General features: G+C 71.8%; 15 protein-coding genes. 10 read left to right on the top strand and 5 right to left on the bottom strand.

Annotation, left to right across the window (positions count from 1 at the left end; genetic code table 11):
- Positions 1 to 33 precede the first annotated feature (33 nt).
- The 5 genes from A6A06_RS21360 to A6A06_RS21340 all read right to left on the bottom strand — a co-directional run bounded on the left by A6A06_RS21360 (position 34) and on the right by A6A06_RS21340 (position 6,351).
- Entirely contained in the window at positions 34 to 855 is an 822-nt protein-coding gene (locus A6A06_RS21360; RefSeq protein ID WP_073762864.1) for a hypothetical protein, read from the bottom strand.
- Positions 852 to 1,916, bottom strand: coding sequence for a selenide, water dikinase SelD (gene selD / locus A6A06_RS21355; protein ID WP_073763294.1), 1,065 nt, complete (start codon positions 1,914 to 1,916; stop codon positions 852 to 854). The genes A6A06_RS21360 and selD overlap by 4 nt, the downstream gene beginning before the upstream one ends.
- Positions 1,917 to 2,056: 140 nt before the next feature.
- Positions 2,057 to 3,268, bottom strand: coding sequence for an aminotransferase-like domain-containing protein (locus A6A06_RS21350; RefSeq protein ID WP_073762863.1), 1,212 nt, complete (start codon positions 3,266 to 3,268; stop codon positions 2,057 to 2,059).
- Between the two features lie 640 nt (positions 3,269 to 3,908).
- Positions 3,909 to 5,321, bottom strand: a complete 1,413-nt coding sequence (locus A6A06_RS21345; protein WP_073762862.1) for an MFS transporter — start codon at positions 5,319 to 5,321, stop codon at positions 3,909 to 3,911.
- Between the two features lie 151 nt (positions 5,322 to 5,472).
- Positions 5,473 to 6,351, bottom strand: coding sequence for a phytanoyl-CoA dioxygenase family protein (locus tag A6A06_RS21340; RefSeq protein ID WP_073762861.1), 879 nt, complete (start codon positions 6,349 to 6,351; stop codon positions 5,473 to 5,475).
- A 243-nt stretch (positions 6,352 to 6,594) separates the two neighbouring features.
- Here A6A06_RS21340 and A6A06_RS21335 point away from each other — a divergent pair, with 243 nt between their 5' ends.
- The 10 genes from A6A06_RS21335 to A6A06_RS21280 all read left to right on the top strand — a co-directional run bounded on the left by A6A06_RS21335 (position 6,595) and on the right by A6A06_RS21280 (position 24,106).
- Positions 6,595 to 7,638, top strand: coding sequence for a TauD/TfdA family dioxygenase (locus A6A06_RS21335; protein ID WP_073762860.1), 1,044 nt, complete (start codon positions 6,595 to 6,597; stop codon positions 7,636 to 7,638).
- Complete coding sequence (locus tag A6A06_RS21330) at positions 7,635 to 10,073, top strand: non-ribosomal peptide synthetase (protein ID WP_079194187.1); 2,439 nt, start codon at positions 7,635 to 7,637, stop codon at positions 10,071 to 10,073. Before A6A06_RS21335 ends, A6A06_RS21330 begins: the two co-directional genes overlap by 4 nt.
- Before the next feature lie 40 nt (positions 10,074 to 10,113).
- Positions 10,114 to 12,015 carry a methylaspartate mutase subunit E gene (locus tag A6A06_RS21320; RefSeq protein WP_199931038.1) on the top strand — a complete coding sequence of 634 codons (1,902 nt, stop codon included), beginning with the start codon at positions 10,114 to 10,116 and terminating at the stop codon, positions 12,013 to 12,015.
- Positions 12,016 to 12,205: 190 nt separating this feature from the next.
- Positions 12,206 to 18,556, top strand: a complete 6,351-nt coding sequence (locus A6A06_RS21315) for a non-ribosomal peptide synthetase (protein WP_199931037.1) — start codon at positions 12,206 to 12,208, stop codon at positions 18,554 to 18,556.
- The gene (locus A6A06_RS21305) at positions 18,556 to 19,932 is read left to right on the top strand and encodes a condensation domain-containing protein (protein WP_073762858.1); all 1,377 of its coding nucleotides are present in this window, start codon (positions 18,556 to 18,558) and stop codon (positions 19,930 to 19,932) included. Before A6A06_RS21315 ends, A6A06_RS21305 begins: the two co-directional genes overlap by 1 nt.
- Positions 19,929 to 20,972 (top strand): class I SAM-dependent methyltransferase, encoded by a 1,044-nt coding sequence (locus A6A06_RS21300; RefSeq protein WP_073762857.1) that lies wholly within the window; start codon positions 19,929 to 19,931, stop codon positions 20,970 to 20,972. Before A6A06_RS21305 ends, A6A06_RS21300 begins: the two co-directional genes overlap by 4 nt.
- The gene (locus A6A06_RS21295; protein ID WP_079194184.1) at positions 20,972 to 21,784 is read left to right on the top strand and encodes a thioesterase II family protein; all 813 of its coding nucleotides are present in this window, start codon (positions 20,972 to 20,974) and stop codon (positions 21,782 to 21,784) included. The genes A6A06_RS21300 and A6A06_RS21295 overlap by 1 nt, the downstream gene beginning before the upstream one ends.
- On the top strand, positions 21,784 to 23,031 hold the full coding sequence (locus A6A06_RS21290) for a cytochrome P450 (RefSeq protein ID WP_073762856.1): 1,248 nt from the start codon (positions 21,784 to 21,786) through the stop codon (positions 23,029 to 23,031). Before A6A06_RS21295 ends, A6A06_RS21290 begins: the two co-directional genes overlap by 1 nt.
- Positions 23,028 to 23,249, top strand: coding sequence for an MbtH family protein (locus A6A06_RS21285; protein WP_073762855.1), 222 nt, complete (start codon positions 23,028 to 23,030; stop codon positions 23,247 to 23,249). Before A6A06_RS21290 ends, A6A06_RS21285 begins: the two co-directional genes overlap by 4 nt.
- Entirely contained in the window at positions 23,246 to 24,106 is an 861-nt protein-coding gene (locus A6A06_RS21280) for an enoyl-CoA hydratase/isomerase family protein (protein ID WP_199931036.1), read from the top strand. Before A6A06_RS21285 ends, A6A06_RS21280 begins: the two co-directional genes overlap by 4 nt.

The following is a 24,106-nucleotide window of genomic DNA, read 5'->3' as shown; positions in this document are numbered from 1 at the left end:
CCGTCGCCTCACCGCCCCCGGTCCCGAAGACCCCTACGGTGCCGCCGCGTCGCGCGTGGCCGGCAGCTGCCATACGTACTCGAAGGAGGCCTGAATCATCTTGTAGCCGTGCGCTCCGGAGCGGAAGAGGATCATCGGCAGTCCCACCGGCGCCTTGGGCGCGAGGAGGTTGGGCGAGTAGTAGCAGACGTGCGGGAAGATGACCGTGGTGCAGTAGGGGGCGGACATGGCCAGCCGCAGGTCGACGTTCGGCCCCATCGTGGCCCGCAGTCCGGCCACGGTCACCTGCGTCGACTCGATGTCGCGCGCCAGTTGGGACGTGTGCTGGGGGCTCCGTCCGGCTTCCTCGATCGCGGCCCGTACCGGGACGTCGGGGTTGCCCGGGTCGCAGACGATCGCCCGGATCCGGACCCGTCCGCCGGTCTCCCTGAGCATGGTCTCGATGTCGCGGTGGAACGGGCCGAGGGGGTTGAAGAAGACCCGCAGGGAGACCCCCATCATGAGGATCTCCCCGTTCTCGAAGCCCCGGAACTCCTCCGCCAGCCGTGTCTGCGCGTTGTCCCGGAGCGCCGAGGTCTCACGGTCCTTGTACACGCGGCTGATTCCGGCGTCGGAGAGCTCGTTGAAGATGCGCCACACCTCGTCGCCGAGCCACTTCTCCTTGAGCCGGTCGTACGAGAACGACACCAGGATGGGAAAGAGCACGGCCGAACCCAGCGCCTCCAGCACCACGGCCGCCAGGGCCCACGTCCTGCTGTCGGTGAGGATGCCGACCGCGAGCCCCGCGACGAGCACGGCGAACCCGAGCGCGGCACAGAGGTAGAGGAACTTCTGGTGCACGGCGGACGGGCTCAACCGGGCGTCCTCTCCCCGGTGCCGACGCTCCCGGGCCGCATCACGACCGTCCCGGCGGGGCCGTCATCCGTCACCTCGCCGATCTCGACGGCCGGGACGCCGTGCTCGGCGCAGCGGCCGAGGAATGCGCGGGTCCGGTCGGCAGGGGCCGCGAGGAGCAGCCCGCCCGAGGTCTGCGGATCGCACAGGGCGAACCGGCGCGCGACGGGGAGGTCCGACCAGTCCACCCGCTCCTCCAGCGCGAAGTACGTCCGTTCCGCGCTGTTGGGCACGATGCCCTGTTCCTCGCAGAGTTCGACCGCGTGCCGCAGCAGTGGTACGGCCGCGGGGAACACCGTCGCCGTGCACTCCGACGCGAGCAGCATGGTCCGCAGGTGGCCGACGAGTCCGTATCCGGTGATGTCCGTGGCGGCGTCGATGCCGGTGTCACGGGCCAGCCGGCCGGCCGCGCGGTTCGAGGTGAGCATCACGCTCTCGGCCTCCGACACGGCCTTCGCACAGGCCACTTCGGCCTTCTGCCCGGCGATGACGATGCCGGTGCCCAGTGGCTTGGTGAGGATGATCCGGTACCCCGGACGGGCGTTGCTCTGGAGCATGGCATGTTCGGGCCGTACCGTGCCGACCACGCACAGGCCGAACACCGGGGTCTCGGAGTCGATGGAGTGCCCTCCGGCCAGCTGCACGGAGCACTCGGTGAGCGCGCTGACGGCGCCCCGCATGAGCCGCGACACCGTCTCGTGCGGCAGCTGGGGAGGCCAGCCGAGGATGCCGAGGGCGAGGAACGGGTCGCCGCCCATGGCATAGATGTCGGACACCGCGTTCACGGCGGCGATCCGGCCCCAGGTCTCCGCGTCCTGGGAGACGGGCGTGCCGAAGTCCGTGGAGCACGCGAGAGTGACGTCGGAGGAGAGCGTGTAGAGGGCCGCGTCGTCGCGCTGGGTACCGGGGACGAGGTGGTCCGCGCGGCTGCCGAGTGTGGCCGGCCAGGCCCCGAGCGTCTCCAGCAGGGCATCCATCCGCTCCATGGGGATCTTGCCTGCGCATCCCCCTGCCACGGTCATGCTCAGCAGGTTCGCCGAAGCCGCCGCGTCTGGCATCGCATGCCCCCTCCGGTGACCACCGCCGAGTCGCGCGCGGTACCCCCACTATGACGGCGGCCCCGGACGGAGACCAGGGCCGACCAGGGGCGAGTTGCCCCGTGTCACCTCGTCGCTTGGTGTGCGAAGGCGTTTGCGAGCCTTCGCACGCCCTCCTCGATCCGGCCGGGCGGATGGGTCGGGAAGGACAGGCGCAGCGTTCTCCGGTCGGGGGGTCCGGAGAAGAAGGGTTCGCCCGGCACGAAGGCGACGCCGTGGTCGACGGCCGACCGCAGCAGGGTGGTGGTGTCGTGGCCGTCCGGCAGCCGGGCCCAGACGAACATGCCGCCGCTGGGCCGGGCATACCGGCTGCCGGCCGGCAGGCACGGTGCCAGCCCGGCCAGCAAGGCGTCGCGCCGTGCCCGGTAGGCGCTCCGCACCCGTTCGAGATGGCCGTCGTGGTCGCCTTCGGTCAGGTAGGCGGCAGCGGCGGCCTGGTCGATGGTCGAAGTGTGGACATCGGTGGCTCCCTTGACCGTGGCGCAGGCCCGGCGCAGGGCCGCGGGCGCGCGAAGCCATCCGAGCCTGAGCCCCGGCGCCACGCTCTTGGAGAGGCTGCCCAGGAGCACCGTCCGGTCGGCGGCCGCGGGCAGCGCGGCGATCCACGGCTCGGCCCGGCCCTCGTACCGCAGTTCCCGGTACGGGTCGTCCTCGGCGATCCAGAATCCGTGGCGTGCCGCGAGGGAGGCGACCGTACGGCGGCGGCCGGCCGGCATCGTCCGGCCGGTCGGGTTGTGGAAGGTCGGTCCCAGGTAGAGCAGCTTGGGCCGGTGCAGCCGGACGGCCTCCTCCAGCGCGGCCGGCTCGATCCCGTCCCCGTCGCAGCGTACGGGGACGGCTCGTGCGCCGGTGAGGGTGAAGCACTGCAACGCGACCAGGTAGGTGGGCTCTTCGACCAGCACCACATCGCCCGGCGCCAGCAGTGCCGCGCACGCCAGCGACAGTGCCTGCTGTGCGCCGGTGGTGATCAGCAGCGCGTCCGCCGCGGTGGCCAGTCCTTGCCGCGAGAGGCGCTCGGCTATCACCTCGCGCAGCAGCGGATCGCCTTCGGTGGTCGAATACTGCAATACCCGCCGGGGAGTCGCGAGCACACGGGCGTAGGCCGCCGAGATGCCCTGCGCGTCGAACAGGTCGGGGGCGGGCATGCCGCCGGCGAAGGAGATCACGCCCGGCCGCGCGGTGTGCGCGAGAATCTCACCGAGTGATGCCGCGAGGGAACTCGCGGCATCGATGCGTGCTCCCGGATCCGTGGAGTTCACGTCTCCTTTCCCTGGCATTGTCCTCCTGTCCAGCCCGCTCCGCGGAACTCCGCCACGTGTATTTCGATGAAAGGGAGCGTCCACCACACCGGACAGCAGGCGAGATGGGGTTTGCTTCGTCATGGCCTCGGCGGTGCTCAGCAGGCCGGGGGCACCGGCCGTCCGGGCCGGGCAGGCGCCGGACCGTGCGGCGGCGCCTGCTCCGGGAGTAGCCGCATCCCCGGTCCGTCAAGTCCCGTGCTCCGACTTTTTCCGGCACCTCACCGGAGAGGCTCTCCTTTTCGATCACTCGTCACCTGTTTTCAGACAGGTACGGCAGAGATCGGGCCAATGTGCCTCACCGGCGTTGAATCATCCCCAATAAATGGGTCGCCGCGGAAGCGCCAAGGAAGGTTCAAGATGCAAGCACACTTCTTTCTCCCTGTTGACACAACACTGACCGACGGCGGAAGCTGATGCGCGTCACGCCTGACACCAACATGTCCGGACTGAGCACCGCAAATGCCGGAGGTGGCCGCAATTCCTTTACCCAAAGGTATTTCCGAAATAACCCTCCGAAATGTAGTCAAGACTCTCAGAGAAGCAGAACCGGAAGATGTTTCCGCAGCCGATGTATCGAGGGACACGGGAATGAGTACCGTGACCGCCCGGCGTTATCTCAGGTTCCTGGCCCGTGTCGGCGTGGCGGATGTTGCCCACCGCTACGGTCGTATCGGGGCGCCTGAGCGGCTGTACCGGCTGCGAGATGCTCTCGCTCGCCAGAGATCACCGTCGGCTCTCCACCACCAGGCGCACCACTCGCAGCCGGTACCGGCAGGACAGGGCTCCGTTCGGCTGCACGCTCCTTCCGCAGAGGCGACAACCACAGAATCACGGCGACCAACGGCAGAAGCCAGGCGAACAGGAGGACCGTAGGACGCAGGCCCAGCACCGTCCCCAGGGCCCCGCCCGCCACACCGGCGAGCGGACGCAGCCCCCATTGCAGCCAACTGGCCGTGGCGTTCAGCCGGCCCAGCATCTCCTTCGGACAGGACGCCATCCGGTAGGACCGCTGAGCGATGTTGTAGGTGAGGGCCGAGGCCAGCGTCACGGTGAAGCCGATGGTCACCATGATCTGTCCGGAGAGCCCCGGCAGCACGTACCCGGCGGCGATCTGCCCCGGGGCGAACGGGATCGGGCTGAAGAGCAGGATCCGGACGAGTCCGTACCGTTTGACCAGAGGTTTGGCGATCAGACTGCCGATCACACCCCCGACCGCGCTGATTCCTCCGACGAGGCCGACGGTCTGCGCGGACCAGCCGAGTTCCCTGACCGCGTAGAGCACCCAGACGGAACTGATGGCCGCGAGCAGGAAGTTGCCCAGACTGTTCGAGATCGTGACGAAGGTCAGGATCCGGTCCGCCACGATGATCCGGAGCCCGGCGGACAGCTCTCGTCGAAACCCTCGGTCGCTCGCGGGTTTCGGCGCGGGGCGCGGCTCCCGGAACCGGACCAGCAGCAGACAGGCCGCGCTCGCGAGATAGGACACCGCGTCGGCGGTGACCGCGGTGGCCGCGCCCACGAGCGCCACGAGAAAGCCCGCGGAACCGGGGCCGACCACGCCGGCCGCCGCCGACACGGTACTGACTTTTCCATTGGCGTCGACGAGTTGAGACTTCGTCAGGAGAATTCCGGGAAAACTCAGGTACGCGCTGTTGAAGAGCACCGCCAAGGTGCCGGACACCAGCGCCACCGCGTAGAGCTGGACCAGTGAGAGGACGTCCAGTGCCGCCGCCACCGGCACCGTGCACAGCACGGCGAAGCGGGCCACGTCGCACCAGAGCATCACGTTCCGCTTGCGGGAGCGGTCGACGATCACTCCCCCCGGTAAGGAGAAGAGCAGCCAGGGCAGGGTGCTGAACGAGGTCAGCAGCGCGACCTGGAACGTCGACGCGTGCAAGGTGAGGGCGGCGAGCAGCGGCAGCGCCAGCACGGTGACCTGAGCACCGACCAGGCTGACGGACTGCCCGCCCCACAGGAGCATGAAGTCCCGGTGACGCCAGAGGGAGCCGGCCGGCTCCGTTTCGCGCATAGCACCATTCCGTCCGAGGATCGCTCCGGGCGGCAGGCAGAAGGGGGGCCCTCCGCGCATTGCTCGGCCGGCCAGCGGGATGAGGTCCGGGTCAGGTTACCCCGTCGGCGTACGGCCGCCGCAGGCGTGTCCGGGCCGCAGCCGCACCCGGTCACGCCCCGGCTGCGCCCGTCGCGCTCCCCTGCCGGTCGGCGTCCGGCGCCTCCCCCGTCAGCTCGTCCTCCAGGAGCTGGGAAATCTTGGGGCGGTTGAGGTAGTAGGGCGGTTCGAATATCGCCCGCTGAAGCGGCGTCAGTTCGTCGGCGTAGTTCTCGTAGTTGACCGGGAGCGCCGCGGGCCGGAACTGCATGCCGCCCGGGGAGTAGCGGGCGAACACCGTGCGCCGCTCCGACGTGCCGGTCCAGGGCAGGGTGCCGTGCACCAGGGCTTCGGTGAACAGGACCGCCGAACCGGCGCGGACGGGGATCTGCCGCACGTACTCGGCGTGGGACTCCATCCGCCGGATCTCCGGCGGGCAGGGGAAGTTCGCCTTGTGGCTGCCGGGGATACAGGCGAAGCCGCCGTCCCCGGGCTCGACGTCGGTGAGGGCGTAGGCGATGTTCATCAGGCCGTTGGACATCCTGCCGCCGGTGACGTCGTAGAAGCGCAGGTCGCCCGGGATGCCGCCACCGCCGTGCAGCCGGAATCCCTCCGTTCCGAGCGTCATGACCGTGGCTTTCATCGTGTCGTAGCGGAAGCCGTCGCCGGCGAGTTCGATCATCAGCTCCACCGCTGCCGGGAGCGACAGCAGTCTGCGGAAGGCCAGGCAGGCGGGCTTGGGCCAGTCGAAGGGCTCGTCGAACTCGGTGCGGCGGCGCTCGCCCTCGAACCGTTTCGCCTTCTCGGCGAGGGAGAAGTCGAGCTGGCCGAGCCGGTCGCCGGCCTCGTCGAACGCGTCGTTGAGTTCTTTCAGGTGATCCGCTTCGAGGATGTCCTCCAGCAACAGATAACCGTTGACGTCAAAAAGAAACTTCTCATGCTCGGTCAGCATCGCCGGCCAGTCCTCTCAGGATGTGTGACAGCGTGTGTCGCAGCGAGCAGTCTCGTCGTTCCCCGACGTCCTTGATACGCGCCCGAACTCCGGAACGCCACATGACATTACCAATTCTTTACCTTGCTGATTTCATTGCGCGGAACGCTCATAACCTCCGCAATATTGACCCGCCTTGCCCCTGAACGTACGTTCGGCGTGTCATTCGACTCGTATCCGGAGCCGCACTGTTGGAGGAAACACGTGGGGGCCGAAAACCAGTGCACTCTCGACCGCCGGGAAACGGCGGCGCTGCACGAAGTGGCGTGCGAGGTCGCCGAACTCGTGCCCGGTGACCCGGACGGGGTCGGGGACGCCCTGGACGAGGTGCCGGCCGGACTGCGCCGTCAGCTGACCGCCCTCACCGGCCCCGGCCGCACACAGCCCTACTGTCTCTTCGACGTGGCCGCACCGGAACCGCTCTCCGCCCTGCCGCCCACCCCGACGGCCGACAGCCCCGCGCCCGGGGGCCACTGGTCCGCGGGCCTGCTGCTGCTGGTCGCCGAGATCCTCGGCGACCTCATCGGCTACGCGGACGAGAACGGCGGCAGGCTGATCCACGAAGTCGCCCCGGAGCCCGGCATGGAGGAGTACATCCAGAACGTCGGCGCCTCGTCGCTGGGACTGCACACCGAGAACGTCCACCACCCGTTACGGCCGGACTTCGTCAGCCTGCTGTGCCTGCGCCAGGACCACGAGGACGTGGCGGCACTGCTGGTCTCGTCCGTGCGCGAGGCCGTACGGCACCTGCCGCCCGAGACGCTCGACGTCCTGCGCGAGCCGCTGTTCCACAGCCTCTATCCCACATCGTTCGGGCTGGACGCCCAGGGACAGCGGCCGGTCTCCGGCCCGCACCCGGCGCTGTCCGGCTCCCGGGCCGCACCCACCATCCGCTACAACACGCACAACACCAGCGCGTCGACGCAACAGGGCACCGACGCGCTGGCCGCCCTCCGTACGGCGCTGGAGCGGACCGCCCGGCGGCTCCGGCTCCGGCCCGGCCAGCTCGCCGTTCTGGACAACAGCGTCGTCGTCCACGGCCGGACGGCGTTCACCCCCCGCTACGACGGCCGGGACCGCTGGCTGCGCCGGTGCTACGCGGTGCGCGGCCTGCCCCGCGGACTGCGCGGACTGATGCCCCGGCCCCGGGTGATCCCCGCCCTGCCCTCATTGCCGACGTCGCTCGACGCTCTCGCGGTGGAGCGCGGGACGGCGGGACAACCGCGCCCGGAAGGAAGTACCCGATGAACGGGACGGTCATCGACTGCGAGCGCCTCGGGCCGCACGATCCCGGGGCTCTCGTGGCCGCGGCCGTCACCGTGGTGCACCGCAGGACCACCGACGAGAGCGTCCGTATCCGCTGCCGCATCACCGGGGCGTCCGGCACCCGGCACGGCGTCCTGTGCGTCGGCCTCGCCGATGATCCGTCCTTCGGCGCGCTGGCCAAGTGGGCGGCGGCGGAGATCGAGGCGCTGAACTCCGGTGCTCCGCAGGCAGATCCGCCCATCGAACCGCGGGCGGAGCGAGGCGCGCCGCCCGCGGCGGGCTCCGGCCACGACGGCCACGACGGCCGTGACGGCAACCACGACCGCCACGGCCCCGACGCCCCCGACCGCCCCGGCTCCCCCGCGCCGGAAGTCGTGCTCACCGGGACAGCGGGCGGCGCCCTCCTGCCCGTAGAGGTCCGCGGCATCCCCGACGAGCCCGGATGGGCCGAACAGCTGGCCGCCGCCCTCACCGCCGGCGTCGGCGATCCGGCGGTGCCCCTGTCCGTGCTCGACCTGCTTCCGCCCGGCGCGGCGTCCCGCGCGACTCCGGTCCAGGGCACCGGGACACCGGCCGAACCGGCACGCGCCATCCACACGTACGTCGCCGCCCAGGCCGCCGCCCGTCCCACGGCGCCCGCCGTCACCTATGGGGACGCGACGCTGTCCTACGGCGACCTGTGGAGCCGGGCAGGCGCGGTGGCCGACACCCTCCGGGCGCGGGGCGTGGTCCCGCACGCGGTGGTCGGTGTGCTGCACCGGCGTTCCGCCGACCTGATCGTCGCCCTGCTCGGCATTCTGCGCACCGGCGCCGCTTACCTGGCGCTCGATCCGGAGGATCCGCCTGCCCGGCACGCCGAACTCCTCGCCGCGGCCCGCACCGGCCATGTGCTCGTACAGGCCGGGCTGGGCGCCCTGCTGCCTCCGGAGCAGGTGACGATCGACGTGGCCTCCTGCCGCCCGCAGGGCGCCGCCGACCGGCCGACCGCCCCCGCCGCGCCCCCGGAGGCGCCGGACGCGCTCGCCTACGTCAGCTTCACGTCGGGGTCCACCGGCCGCCCCAAGGGGGTGGGCGTCCCGCACCGGGCCGTGTCCCGCTTGCTGCGCGGCCCGGACTGGATGGAGATCAGACCGGACGACGTGTTCCTGGAGCTCTCGCCGGTGGCGTTCGACGCCTCGACCATCGAGATCTGGGCGCCGCTGATGAACGGTGCCCGTCTGGTGGTGCTGCCGGGCCCGCCGACCGCGGTCGAACGGATACGGCCCGCCGTGGAACGCGAAGGCGTCACGGTCCTGCTGCTGCCGACCGGACTGTTCAACCATCTGGTGGCGGAGGAACCCGGCCTGTTCAAAAACGTGCGGCACGTCCTGACGGGGGGTGAGACGGCCTCCGCCGCCCACGTCCGGCGCCTGCTCACCGACTTTCCCGCCCTCACCTTCACCAACGGCTACGGGCCGACGGAGAACACTTCGTTCACCACCTGCTGGACCACCGCGGGAGTTCTCCCGGAGGGCCCGCGGGTACCGATCGGAAGCCCGGTGCGCGGCACGCGGGTCGTGGTGCTCGACCCGGCGCTGCGTCCCGTACCCCCCGGGGTCGTCGGCGAGCTCTACACCGGCGGGGAAGGGCTGGCGCACGGGTACGTCGGGCAGCCGGCCGCCACCGCGGAGCGCTTCGTGGCCGATCCCTTCGCCACGCGGCCCGGCCGGCGCCTGTACCGCACGGGCGATCTGGTGCGCCGGCTGGCCGACGGCACCCTGGAATTCGTCGGGCGGGCGGATCACCAGGTCAAGGTGCACGGCTTCCGGGTGGAACCGGCCCATGTCGAGGCTCATCTGATCGGGCGGCCCGAGGTCAAGGAGGCGGCGGTCGTCGCCCAGCCGGACGGCACGGGCGGCCAGCGGCTGCTCGCCTACGTCGTCCCACGTCACGGTGGGAGCGGCACCGCGTCCGCCGGACGCGACGAAGCCGCCGGTCTCGGTGCCCGGCTGCGCGAGGAGCTGGCCGCGGAGCTGCCGCCGCACATGGTGCCGTGGGCCGTCATGGTCCGCGACGATCTGCCGCTGAACCGCAACGGCAAGGTGGACCGCCGGGCCCTGCCCCCGCTCGTCCGCTCACCGCGGGCCCTCCCCGCCGGTCCCGTGCCGCCGCGCACCTCTCTGGAGGCGCGGCTCGCCGCCATCTGGTCCGAGGTGCTGGACGTGGAACCGGTCGGCGTGGAGGACGACTTCTTCGCTCTCGGCGGCCATTCCCTGCTCGCCGCGAGGCTCCTCGGCGTGCTGGAACGCCAGCTGTCCGTCAGCGTCCCGGCACGGGAGCTGTACGAGGGGCGGACCATCGCCCATCTGGCCCGTGCCCTGTCCGACGCGCTCGACGCCCTGCCCGGCGGCACCACCGCGCCCCCCGGGACGCCGTGAGACAGGCCCGTCCCGACCGAGCCCGAACCAGGAGAACCCTGTGCACCGAATAGTGCTGGGCGGCATCGGGGCCGACGCCCACTCCGTAGGACTGTTCGTTCTCCGGCACGCCCTGGCGGAGAGCGGCTATCAGGTCATCGATCTGCGCACGCAGAACGAACTGCGCGATTTCTTCGAGGCGGCGCGTACCGCCGACGTGGTGATGATTTCGAGCATGGACGGGCACAGCCGCTTCTACACGCGCGAATTCCGCGAACTCCGCAAGGAATACGGCACCCCCGACGTCCACTGGTACATCGGCGGAAACCTGTCCGTGTCGTCGTCCCGGGACGACGTGGTGCGCCACTTCTTCGAGCTGGGCTTCCGCCGGGTGTTTCCGGGCTATGCCGACCTGCGCGAAGTCCTGCGGTTCCTGGAGCACGACCTCGCCGGGCGGCCGCCCGCACTGCCCGCCGCCCATGACGGTACGTCCCCCGCGGGGCGGGCCCGCACTCTGGTGATGCCCGACGACGAGCGGATGGAGGACGAGCACTTCCGGGTCGTCAGGAAGGAGGTCCTGCAGCACTGGCGCACCGGGCGGGCCGCCGCCGAACTCGACGCCAACGCCGAGTACCTCGTGGGCCGGCCGTCGCTCGCGGCCGCTCAGCTGCGGGCCCGGCACACCGGGCGGCCCCTGCTGCAGCCCCGGTGCGGTGTGGCGGACGCGGTCGGTCAGGTGCGTCTGTTCACCGCGCTGCACCGGGCCGGGGCGAACGTGCTGTCGTACCAGGTGGACTCCCTGTCCCGGAACAACGACTATCCCGGCGCCGAGGAGGGCCTGCGCGCCAGCTCCCCGGAGCGGTCCGTGCTGAACGGCTTTCCGGCCGTGAACCACGGTGTCCGCGTCCTGCGCCAGTTGGGGTCCCGGATTCCCGTCCCCTTGCAGGTCCGGCACAGCACCCGGGACCCCCGGCTGCTCGGCGAGATCTCCTACGCCGGAGGCGTCACCGCGTTCGAAGGCGGCGCCATCACCTACAACCTGCCCTATTACAAGGACTATCCGCTGGAGGAGTCGATCCCCGTCTGGCAGTACGCCGACCGGCTCACCGGGCTGTACGCGGAGCGCTACGGGATCATCCTGGACCGGGAGTTCTTCGGCGTCCTGACGGCGACGCTGCTGCCGCCGTGCCTGGCGATCGTCACCTGCCTCCTGGAAATGCTGATGGCCGTCGGGCAGGGGGTCCGCTCGGTGAGTCTCGGCTATGCCGAGCAGGGCTGCCGGTCCCAGGACGTCGCGGCCGTCCAGGTCATGGACGAGATGGCCCACGAGCTGGTCGGCCACACGCGGCACGGGGTGGTGGTCACGGCGGTCTTCCATCAGTACATGGCCGCGTTCCCGGAGTCCAGGCGCAAGGCGGCCCAGCTGCTGCGCGGTTCGGCGCGTACGGCGGGTCTGTCGGGCTGCGGCCGTGTCCTGCTCAAGACGACCGCCGAGGCCTGGGGCATCCCGTCCGTGGAGGAGAACGCCGAGTCGATCCGGGAGGCACACCGGTCGATCGCCGCCGCCACGCCGGCCGACCTGGACCGGAGGGCCGTCGACGAGGAGAAGCGGCTGCTGCGTGCCGAGTGCGAGCATCTGCTGAACGCGGTACTGGAATGCGGGGGCGGCAGCGTCACCCAGGGCGTCGTGCGGGCTTTCCGGCTGGGCCTGCTCGACATACCGTTCGCGCCCAGTGTGCACAATCGCGGCGAGGTGCTCGGCATCCGGGACACCGGCGGTGCCGTCCGGCTGCTCGCCCCGGGGCGCCTCCCGCTGCCCGCGGACATACGGGCTTTCCACCGCGACCGGATCGGGGAGCGCCTTTCCAAGGACCGCGTCCAGGGGAGTACCTCCGCCGAGGTGGCCGCCTCCGACATCCGCCGTGTCATCGAGGGGAATTTCGACGATTGGCCGTTGTCGTGAACGGCTGCCGTGAGCGCAATCGACCACAACAACCCCAACGAGTAATACGGTCATGATCTGGGTTCCCGGATCTCGCGCGGATAGCATCGGACGTGGTCCCGATATCCGAGCCGAAGTCCGGTGCGGCAGTGGTGACCGCTCTGTCGCCGACATCCCATCCGCTTCTCGAAATGCTCCGGGAGTTCACGGCATGCCTGGCCCCGATCGGACATCGCTTTCCCTGTCGGCCGCGCAGCGCGAGGTCTGGCTGGCCCAGAAACTCGACCCCGACAACCCCGTTTTCAGCATCGGCAGTTACTTCCACATCCGCGGCGCCATGGACCGGCGTGCCTTCGAGGCGGCGCTGCGGCGGGCGGTCTCGGAAGCGGAGTGCCTGCACGTCCGGATCGACGAGGACGCCGAGGGGGGCCTCCGGCAGACCGTGGAGGTCCGGGAGGACTGGCCGCTGCCGTTCCTGGACCTCGGCGCGGAACCCGGTGCCCGCGAGCGTGCCGAGGACTGGATGTACGAGGACCTCGCGCGTCCGGTGGACCCGGCCCGGGGCGGCATGTTCGGGCACGCGCTGCTGCGGACCGGGCCCGACGAGCACCTCTGGTACGTACGCGCCCATCACTCCGTGGTGGACGGCTACGGCCTGTTCCTGCTGGGGCAGCGGGTCGCCGAGCTGTACACCCGCGACCTTGAGGGGCAAGACCAACGGGAGGCGTCGTTCCGCCCGTTGAGCGAGGTGGTCGCCGAGGACGAGGCCTACCGGCAGTCCGCGGAGTACGAGGGCGACCGGACCCACTGGCGCGCCCGGTTCGCCGAGCGCCCGGCCATCGTGACCCCGGCCGTGCGCGCCGCCGGGACGTCCGCGCCCTTCCTGCGTACGACCGGGCACCTCGACCAGGACCGGTTCGACCGCCTGGTGGCCCTGTCCAAGCAGGCCCGGGTCCGCTGGACGGCGACGGTGTCCGCGGCGGTGACCGTCTACCTCGGCAAGGTGATGGCCACCGACGACGTCAGCCTGGGGCTCACCGTGACCGGCCGGACCGGGGCGGCCACCAGGACGACGCCCTGCCAGGCGTCCAACGTCGTGCCCCTGCGGCTGGACGTCTCGCCCCGGGAAACCCTCTCCGGCCTGGCCCGCCGGGCATCGGGCGGTCTGATGGAGGCACTGCAGGCGCAGCGTTTCCGCAGCGAGGAACTCCGGCGCGAGCTGGGGCTGCGCGGCGACGAGCGCCTGTTCGGCTGGCACCTCAACCTCGTGCCCTTCGACTACGGACTGTCCTTCGCGGGGAGCCGGGCCGAGCTGAACACCCTCACCCTGGGGCCCGTCGACGACCTCTACATCTACGTCTACAGCGGATTCGGCGGCCAGGGGCTGCGTCTGGACTTCTTCGCCGACCCCGGCCGGTACACCGCCGAAGAACTCGACCGCCACCGGGCTCGTCTGCTCCGGCTGCTCGCCGACATCACCGACGCGGAGTCCCTGGACGTACCGGTCGGCACGCTCGACGCGGCCGACGCCGACGAACGGTCCCAACTGGTCGACTCCGCATGGGAGTCGTCTCCCTGCCGGCCCGGCGCGCACACCACCGTGCTGGATCTCCTGGCCGAGCAGGCCCGCAGGTCTCCTCAGGCACCGGCGGTCAGCGCGGGCAGCGAGCACCTCTCGTACGGCGAACTCCTCGCCGGAGCAAACCGGCTGGCGCGCCTGCTGCTCGATCGGGGCATCGGGGTCGACGACGTCGTCGCGGTCGCCGTGCCCCGGTCCCTCGACATGGTGGTCGCGGTGCTGGGGGTCCTCACCGCGGGCGCGGCCTACCTGCCGGTGGACCTCGACTACCCGCCGGACCGGGTGTCGTACATGCTGCGCGACTCCGACGTGCCCCTGCTGCTCACCACGGCCGACGGCGACCGCACCGGAGCGCTGGACGCCTCCCCCGCCCCCCGGCTCGTGCTCGACGCCCCCGAGGTCCGCGCGCACCTGGCGGCCCTGCCGGACAAGGAGATCCAGCCCGGGGAGCGCACCGGCCTCCTGCGGGCCCGCAACCTCGCTTACGTCATCTACACGTCCGGGTCCACCGGGCGGCCCAAGGGCGTCGCGGTGGAGCACCGCTCGACGGTGAACTACGTGAGCCGCGCCACGGCCGCGTACCCGAGTCTGGCCGGCCGCGTCCTGCTGTATTCGTCGCTGTCCTTCGACATCACGCTGACCGCCCTGTTCGGCACGCTCGCGGCGGGCGGAGAACTGGTCATCTCCAGTGTGGAGGAGTACGCCGAAAGCAGCGGCGCCGAGGGGAGCTACTCCTTCCTCAAGGCGACGCCCACCCACCTGGCTCTGCTGGACACCCTGCCCGACCTGTGTTCGCCGACCCAGGAGTTCATCGTCGCGGGCGAGCCCCTCGTGGGTGAACTGCTGCGGGAGTGGCGCCTGCGGCACCCCGGGGTCACCGTCATCAACCACTACGGGCCCTCCGAGGCCACCTGCGGCTGTGTGGACCACCGCATACCGCCCTCGGCCGGGACGGCGTCCGGGCCCGTGCCGATCGGCACCCCGTTCGCCGGTGCCGGACTGCACGTGCTCGACTCCGGTCTCCGGCCGGTGCCGCGCGGTGTGGTGGGCGAGCTGTACATCTCCGGGGAGAACCTGGCCCGCGGCTATCTGCGGCAGCCGCGCCTGACCGCGGAGCGGTTCGTCGCCGATCCGTTCGGCGGGCCGGGCGAGCGCCTGTACCGGACCGGCGATCTGGTGCGGCAGCGTACCGACGGAGCCGTCGAGTTCATCGGCCGCGTCGACCACCAGGTCAAACTGCGGGGCTTCCGGGTGGAGCTGGGCGAGGTCCAGGCCGCCGTCGCCGCTCACCCCGGCGTACGGCAGGTGGTCGTCCTGGTACGGGAGGACGAGCCCGGGGACCGTCAGCTGGTGGCCTACGCGGAGACCGTGCCGGAGCGGCGCCCCACCGCGGCGGTGCTGCGCGACCACGTGTCCCGGGTCCTGCCCGGCTTCATGGTCCCCTCCCTGTTCGTGCTGCTCGACAAGCTGCCCACCACGCCGAACGGGAAGATCGACCGGGCCGCCCTGACGGTGCCCGAGCGGCTGCCCGCGGCGGGCGGGGGCCGGGCTCCCCGGTCCCCGCAGGAGGCGACGCTCTGCCGGCTGTTCGGCGAGGTCCTCAAAGTGGCGCGGATCGGCGCGACGGACGACTTCTTCGCCCTCGGCGGGCATTCCCTGTCCGCGGTCAAGCTCGCGGCGCGGATCCGTGCCGTCACGGGCGCCGAGGTGTCCGTCCGGGAGGTCTTCGACCTCGCCACCCCGGAGCTGCTGGCCGGACGGCTGACGGCGGGCGACCGTGCCGGAGCGGGCCCGTCCGCGGGCGCCGGTGCCGACGGGGCCCCGCTGTCCCTGCCCCAGCGCCGGCTGTGGTTCCTGAACCAGTCGGACATCCCGCGGTCCGTGTACAACATTCCCTACGTCGTCGCCCTCGACGCGACGACCGACGTGGCGGCCCTGACCTCCGCGCTGGGCGACGTGGTCGAACGGCACGAGATCCTGCGGACCGTCTTCCCGCAGACGCCCGACGGCGTACAGCAGGTCGTACTCGACCCGGACACCGCACGCCCCGAGGTGCCGGTCCTGGACATACGGGACGAGGAGGCGGACGGCGCGCTGGTGCAGGCCGCGCGGCAGTCCTTCGACCTGACGCGGGACACCCCGCTGCGGGCCCGGCTGCTGCGTACACAGACCGGCTTCCGGCTGCTGGTGGTGCTGCATCACATCGCGGGGGACGGCTGGTCCTTCGCCCCCTTCGGACGCGACCTCGAACGCGCCTACGCCGCGCGGCGCGACGGAAGGGCCCCGCGGTGGGCGCCGCTCCCCGTCCAGTACCGCGACTACGCCCTGTGGCAGCAGCGCTTCCTCGACGGCGGAGCCCGGGGCAGCGCCTTGCTGTCCCGTCAGACGGCTTATTGGAGCGAGCAGCTCGCCGGTCTGCCCGTCGAGCTGCCGCTGCCCGCCGACCGGCCCAGGCCCGCCGTGGCGAGTCATCTCGGCGGCACCGTACCGATGCGTATTCCGCCGGAACTCCACGGCCGTCTGCGGGCCACGGCCACCGAGGCGGGCGCGACGCTGTTCATGGCCTTGCAGGCAGGGCTGGCCGTCCTGCTGACGAAGCTGGGGGCCGGCGAGGACATCCCGGTGGGCACCGGGGTGGCGGGCCGGACCGACGACGCCTGGGACGATCTGGTCGGGTTCTTCATCAACACGCTCGTCCTGCGCACCGACGTGTCCGGCAACCCGGATTTCCGGGAGCTGCTCGCGCGGGTGCGGGAGACCGACCTGGCGGCGCTCGACCATCAGGACCTGCCCTTCGAGCGGCTCGTGGAGGTCCTCAACCCGCCCCGGTCACCGGCCCGGCATCCGCTGTTCCAGGTACTGCTGATGCTGCGCAACACCCCTCGTTCGGACCTGCGGCTGCGCCTGGACGGCCGGGAGGCCGACGGGGACGAGATCCCCATCGGGTTCGCGAAGTTCGACCTCACCGTCAGCCTGCGCGAATCGGTGTCCGAGGACGGCGTCTGCGAGGGCGTCGAGGGGTTCCTGGAGTACGCGGCCGACCTGTTCGACGCCGCGTCGGCCGAACGCCTCGTCCGGCTGTTCCTCGTCGTGCTGGACGCGGTCACCGCCCGCCCCGGCCGCCCGGTGGGCGAGATCGACCTGCTCACCGAGGCCGAGCGGCGGCACACGCTCGGTACGCTGGGCCGCCGCGCCCCGGCCGTCCACGACCGGAGTCCGCTGCCCGTACTGTTCGAGCGCCAGGTGCTGCGCCACCCGGACGCGGTGGCGGTACAGGGCGGCGGGGAGTCACGGACCTTCGCCGAACTGGACGCGGACGCCAACCGCCTGGCCCGGGTGCTGCTCTCCCGGGGAGCCGGCCCGGAGCGGCGGGTGGCGCTCGCCCTGCCGCGTTCCCGGCAGCTGGTCACCGCGGTCCTGGCGGTCCTGAAGACCGGCGCCGCCTACCTCCCCGTCGACCTGGACTATCCGGCGGCGCGCATCCGGGCCATGCTGGAGGACGGCAGGCCGACCGTCGCCGTCACCACCGAGGCGCACCGGAGCCTGTTCGACGCCTCCGCCGTCGAGGTCCTCTGCCTGGACGCTTTGCCGGTCACCGCCGAAGTGGACCGCGCCGCGCCCGGCGGCCTGGACGACGCGGAGCGCGGCGGGCCGCTGGATCTGCTCGGGGCCGCGTGTCTGCTGTTCACCTCCGGATCGACCGGCAGGCCCAAGGGCGTGCTGCTCACGCACCGGGGGACGGCCGATCTCGTGAGCGCGCAGCGCGCGCTCTTCGAGGTGACCGAGGACAGCCGGGTGCTGCAGTTCGGGTCCCCCAGCTTCGACGCGTTCCTGCTGGAGATCTGCATGTCCGTGCTCTCGGGCTGCCGCCTCGTGCTCGCCGAGCCGCGCGACCTGGTGCCCGACCAGACGCTGGCCGACACCGTACGGCGGCTCGGCGTCACCCATGTCACGATGCCGCCCTCGGTGCTCGCCGCCGTGCCCGCCGGGGCCCTGCCGGCCGGCCTCACCCTGGTGGTCGCCGGTGAGCGCGTGCCCGGCTCCCTCGTACGGGACTGGGCCGCGGGCCGCCGCATGGTCAACCTGTACGGGCCCACCGAGGGGTCGGTCATCACCAGCTGGGCGGGGCCGCTCGGCGGCGCCACCGCCCCGCCGATCGGCTCGCCCCGCCCCGGCATCGGCCTGTACGTCCTGGACGCCTGGCTGCGGCCGGTGCCGCCCGGTGTTCCCGGCGAGCTCTACCTCACCGGGGACTGCCTCGCCCGGGGGTACGCCAACCAGCCGACGCTGACCGCGGAACGCTTCGTGGCCGACCCGTTCGCGGCCGCCCGCGGAGCCCGGATGTACCGCACCGGCGATCTGGTGTCCTGGCGCCCCGACGGGCAGCTGGACTTCGTGGGCCGGGTCGACCACCAGGTCAAACTCCGCGGTTTCCGGATCGAGCTGGCCGAGGTGGAGTCCGCGCTCGCCGCCGTGCCCGCGGTGTCCGGGGCCGCGGCGGTGGTCCGGGAGGACGTACCGGCCGAACGGCGGCTGGTCGGCTACGTCGTTCCCGAACCGGGCGGCCACGGCAACGGTACGGACATCCGGCGCCGGGTCGCCGAGGTGCTGCCCGCCTACCTGGTCCCGGCGCAGGTGGTCGTGCTCGACCGGTTCCCGCTGAACCCCAACGGGAAGCTGGACCGCGCCGCGCTGCCGGCGCCCGACCGGAGCACACCGCGGCACCCGGCCGGAGGCTCGCCGCTGGAACTGCCCGTCGCCCGGGTGTGGGGCGAGGTGCTCGGGGTGGACGAGATCCTCCCCACGGACGACTTCTTCAAGCTCGGGGGGCACTCCCTGCTCGCGGGCAAGGTGGTCAACCGGCTCCGCGACGCGTTCGGCATCGCCATCCCGCTCCGGGTCCTGTTCGAGCATCCGACGGTTTCGGGGCTGGCGCGCGAGATAGGTCTGCTGCTCGGCGCCGACGCCCGGGAGGAGGCGTGATGACCGGCGGCGGGCTGCTGTATCCCACGCAGGAGCGGCTGTGGCGCCTGGAGCAGCGGCAGCCGGGCCGTCAGGACTTCCTGGTGGCGGGGCTCATGCGGCTGTCCGGCGACGTGGACGAGGCCGCTTTGCAGGACGCGGTGGAGACCGTGGTGGGCCGCCACGAGTCCCTCCGCACGGGATTCCGCTCCACCGCCGAGGGCCCGCGCCGTTTCGTGGTGGACCCGCCGCGCGGAGCGCTCGGCCTGTTCGACGTGCGCCGGGCGGCGTCCCCGTACGAGCGGGCCCTGGACATCGCCGAGGAGCACTGCCGTCGGCCCTTCGACCTCACGGACCCGCCGCTGCTGCGCGCCGCGCTCGCCCGGTACGGAGACACGGAGCGGCTGCTGGCCCTGGCGATGCACCACATCGTCACCGACGGCTACTCCAGCGGCATCGCCCTGCGGGAGATCGGCGCGCTCTACCGCGGGCGCGTCACCGGCCGGGCGGCCGGACTGCCGTCGCCCGCCGCCCAGTACGGCGAGTTCGTGGACCGCCAGTACGCCTGGTTCACCGGCGAGGAGGCCCGGAAGGATCTGGCCTACTGGCTCGACGACCTGCGCGGCCACCAGCCGCTGCGGCTGAGTCCCTCCGCGCGGTCCGTGCCCGCGGACGGCCCGTGCGGGGACGCGTACGACCTCACCCTTCCGCAGCCGCTGTCCGAGCGGACGCGGCAGTTCGCCCTGGAGCACGGCTGCACCCCCTACCTCGTCCTGCTGGCCGTGATGTACCTCCTCGTGCACCTCTACACGGGAGAGCGCGACATCGCCCTGGGGTCCGCCATGGCCAACCGCGGCCGCACCGAGTACGAGGACATGGTCGGGTACCTGCGGAACATCGTCGTGCTGCGGGAGACCGTGCACGGCGACCGGCCGTTCACGGAGTTGCTCGGCGGGATCCGCGGCCATGTGCTGTCCGCGTACGACCATCAGGCCCTCCCCTTCGACCACGTGGTGCGTGCCCTGGGCGGTGACCGCGGGCCGGACGGCGACGAGGACCTCTATCCGGACGTGCTGTTCTGCACGGACAACTCCGCCGCGGTGCGCTGGGACCTGCCCGGCGTCGGCGTCGAGCGGATCGACCGCCGGGGAGTGATCTCCAAGCGGGCGATGACCGTCTTCCTCCAGGAACGTGATCCCCATCTGACCCTGAGGTTCGTGCACCGGCCCGATGTCCTGGGCACCGACGACGTGCACGCCCTGGGCGAGATCTGCCAGGCCCTGCTCCGGCGGATTCTCACCGACCCCGAAACCCCCCTGAACGTGCTGTCCGGAGAAGCCGAGCTGCCCACCTGGTGGCGCTCCCGGCCGGTACGGCAGAAAGGAGCCCCCGCATGACCGTGACCCACGACACCCACACCGCCCACGCGGCAGGACGTCAGCTCAGGACCGAGGTCGAACACAGCGGTACCGCCCCGGACATGGCCGCCGCCGCGGCGCTGCTGGAGATGGGCGACCGGCTCGGCGTGCTGGACGTGATCACTCCCGGGCGCACGTTCGACAGCGCCGCGGTGGCCGCGGCGGCGGACGTCCCCGAGGAGGGAGCCGGACGCTATCTGCAGGCCCTGGAGTCCGCCGGTCTGATCGAGCCCGCCGCGGCCGGCGGCCCGGCCTTCCGGGTGGCGCCGGACTTCGACGTCATCCTGCACCGGGCGGGTTACATCTCCTGGACCATGAACGCCAACCGCCCGTTCATCGAGCACGCCCGGGAGTTCCTCACGGACCCGGTCGCGGCCGGCGAGATCTACGGGCGAGACGGCCGCCAGGTCGCGGTCAGCTCGCAGTGGATGGGGTCGCTCGCCTTCTACCCCGCGGCGCTCGACGTGATCTTCCATGCCAAGCCCCGGCGGGTGGCGGACCTCGGCGCCGGTACCTGCCGGCTGCTGATCGAGACGCTGGAGAAGTTCCCGGACGCCACCGGCGTCGGTCTGGACCTCAGCTCCGGCGCCTGCGACGCGGCCCGTGAAGCGGTCCGCAACGCGGGCATGGCCGAGCGGCTCACGGTCGTCGAGCGGTCCATCCAGTCGATCGCCGAGGACCCCGGGCCGGTGGAGGGCGCCGACGTCATCCACGCGGGCTTCGTCTTCCACGACATGATGCCCGAGGAGGAGGCGGTGGCCGACAAGGTGCTCGCCAACTGCCGGGAGGCGCTCCAGCCGGGCGGCATCATGGCGATCACGGACGCGGTGCCCTACCTCCGCAACGACCGCGAGCGGCGGTTCAGCGCGATCGTCACCTACTACCACCGGCAGTTCATGGGCCGCAAACTGCTGTCCGTGGACGAGTGGGAGGCCAAACTGCTGGAGGCGGGCTTCTCCCAGGTGGAGACCGTGGAACTCGGTTTCCCCACCGGCCGTCTCTTCGTGGCGCGGCGCTGATGAACGGTCCGGAGGCCGACGGCTCCGCGGTGGCGGGCGGCTCCGCCTGGTGGTTCGCCACCCCCTCCGGGGACAGGGCCGCCGGGGACGTGACGCTGTTCTGCCTGCCGCACGCGGGGGCGGGCCCGGTTGCCTTCCGGGAATGGGGCGCGCTGCTCGGTCCGCGCATCGACGTGGTTCCGGTGCAGTACCCCGGACGCCCTCCGCGGCTGGCCGAGCCCCCGGAGACGTCCCTGAAGCGGCTGGCCCAGCGGCTGGCCGGACCGGTCGCGGAACGGGCCGGCCAGGGGCCGTACGCGCTCTTCGGGCACAGCATGGGCGCGCTCGTGGCCTACGAGGTGGCCTGCCTGCTGACCCGTCTGGGGCATCCGCCCCTGCGGCTGCTGGTGTCCGGTCAGACGGCCCCGCACCTGTACCGCCCCACCCGGGTGCACGAACTGTCCGACGCGGGGCTGGTCGACCACATCACCCGGCTCCAGGGCACGCCGGAGGACGTGCTGGCCAACCCGTCCCTCCTGGAGATGCTGCTGCCCGTCCTGCGTGCCGACTTCGCCCTGTGCGAGACCTACGCGTACGAGGAGACGTCCCCGCTCACGGCCGACGTCACCGTCCTCGGCGGCACGGACGACCCGGGTGTCGAGCCGGGGCTGCTCGACCGCTGGGGCGAGCTGACCGACGGCGCCTGCGACGTCCGTACCGTACCCGGCGGGCACTTCGCCCTCTTCGACCAGTTGCCGGTCGTCCTGGACCTGATCGAGTCCGGCGTCCGCCCGACCGCCGCGGACCGGCCTGAACGAGGGAGAGTGCGCTGATGCGGTCCGATGCCGCCACCGCGGCAGACGTCCCCGATCTGTCCGACCCCCTGCTGTACGAGAGCGGAGAGGCACTCGCGGTCTGGCGCCGCCTGCGTGCCGAGCGGCCGGTGTGCCGGGTCGTCCGGCCGGGGGGCGGCCCGTTCTGGGCGGTGCTGTCGCACGAACTCGTCACACAGGTGCTGTCCCGGCCGGACGTCTTCTCCTCCACGGGCGGCATGCGCCTCGACGCGGACGAGACGGCGACGGCCGCCGGGGCGGGCAAGATGATGGTGATCTCCGACCCGCCACGGCACGGCAAGATCCGGCGCATCATGAGCAGCGCGTTCACCCCGCGCACGGTCCGCCGGCTGGAGCGGAACATGCGCACCACGGTGACCGGGCTCCTCCAGGACGCGCTGGCGGGCGATACCTGCGAGTTCACCGAGGTCGCGGCGCGGCTGCCGCTGTCGGTCATCTGCGATCTGCTGGGTGTGCCCCGCGCCGACTGGGACTTCATGCTGAGCCGGACGATGACCGCGTTCGGCGTGGGGGACCGTGCCGGTGCCACCGACGCGGCCGCCGCCGCGGTGGCGCACACCGAACTGTTCCAGTACTACGACGCGTTGATGCGCGAGCGGCGCCGCGCCCCCAAGGACGACATCATCAGCGCCCTGGTGCACGGGACGATCGACGGTGAGCCGTTGGCCAGTACGGAGGTGATCCTGAACTGCAACGGCCTGATCTCCGGGGGCAACGAGACGACCCGGCACGCCACGCTGGGCGGTCTCCTCGCCTTCATCGAGAACCCGGACCAGTGGACCCTGCTGCGGGAACGGCCGGAGCTGCTGCCCAGTGCCGTACAGGAAGTGCTGCGCTACACCTCACCGGCGATGCACCTGCTGCGCACGGCGACGCGGGACACGGAGATCGGCGGCGAACCCATCCGTACCGGTGACCGGATCACGCTCTGGCTGGCCTCGGCCAACCGGGACGAACGCGTCTTCGCCGACCCCGACGCCTTCGACATCACCCGCTCGCCCAACCGGCATCTGACGTTCGCCCACGGGCCGCACCACTGCATCGGCGCCACCCTGGCCGCCACCGAGCTGACCATCATGTTCGACGAGCTGACACGCCGGGTCGAGCGGGCACGACCGGCAGGCCCGGTCCGCCGGATGAGGTCCAACCTCATCGGCGGGCTGGAGTCCCTGCCCGTCTCGCTGACACCCGCGAACGGCTCGCGTACGCGGGAAGGACGGACATGACCCATCCCTTCGACGACCCCGACGGCAGTTACCTCGCCCTCGTCAACGACGAGGGCCAGTACTCCCTGTGGCCCGCCTTCCTCGCGGTGCCCGACGGGTGGCGCGTCGCCCACCCGGAGGCCTCCCGGCAGGAATGCCTGGACCACGTGGAGGAGCACTGGACCGATCTGCGGCCCCGGAGCCTGGTGGAGGCGATGACCGGCTCCGGGACCGCATGACGCGCCCGGCTCCCATGGCGGGAGGCGCGCAGCCGGGCGGGGCGGCGGAGGACGGCCGCGCGGTCCGTGTGGACGTGTCCGAAGGCGTCGCCCTCCTCTCGCTGGACCGGCCGGAATCCGGGAACGCGCTGACGCCCGCCGTGCTGCGCGACCTCGCGGCTGCCGTGTCGGGGCTGCGCGAGGCCCCCGGCGTGCGCGCGGTGGTGCTCACCGGCGCCGGACGCGACTTCTGCCTCGGCGGCTCGCTCGGCGACCTGGAGCGGCTCGCCGGAGATGTCCGGGCCGCCGAGGGCCGGCCCGACGAGGAGTCGCTCGCACCCCTACGGGCCCTGGCCGAGGCCGTCCTCGGCCTGGCCGCGCTGGAGTGCCCGGTGATCGCGGCGGTGAACGGGCAGGCGGCCGGCGCCGGGTTCTCCCTCGCGCTGGCCTGCGACCTGAGGATCGCCTCGGAGAAGGCCGCGTTCCATTTCGCCTACGGCATGCTGGGGTGTTCGACGGACGGCGCGATGTCCTGGTTCCTGCCACGCGTCGTCGGTCCGGCACAGGCCCTGTCCCTGCTCCTGGAGCAGCCGGTGCTGCGGGCCCCGGCCGCGCTCCGGACCGGTCTGGTCTCGGCCGTCGTGCCGCCCGACGACCTGGTGTCCGTGGCACTCCGCCGGGCGCACGCCCTCGCCCGGACCGCCCCGCATTCCGTTCGCACCGCGAAGCGCCTGGTCAGCCGGAGCCTTTCGCTGCCGCTGGCGGATCATTTGCGGCTGGAACACGACTGTTTCATCAGAGGTCTCATGACCGAGGATGTACAACGCGAACTGAGCGCCCGGCAGCCGGGAAATCAGCCGGAACGCCACAGAAACTGA

The sequence above is a fragment of the Streptomyces sp. CB02923 genome, assembly GCF_001905005.1.
In the GTDB taxonomy this organism is placed as follows: domain Bacteria; phylum Actinomycetota; class Actinomycetes; order Streptomycetales; family Streptomycetaceae; genus Streptomyces.
Note: the sequence above shows the minus strand (reverse complement) of the source record. Positions and strands in the feature narration are given on the sequence as shown.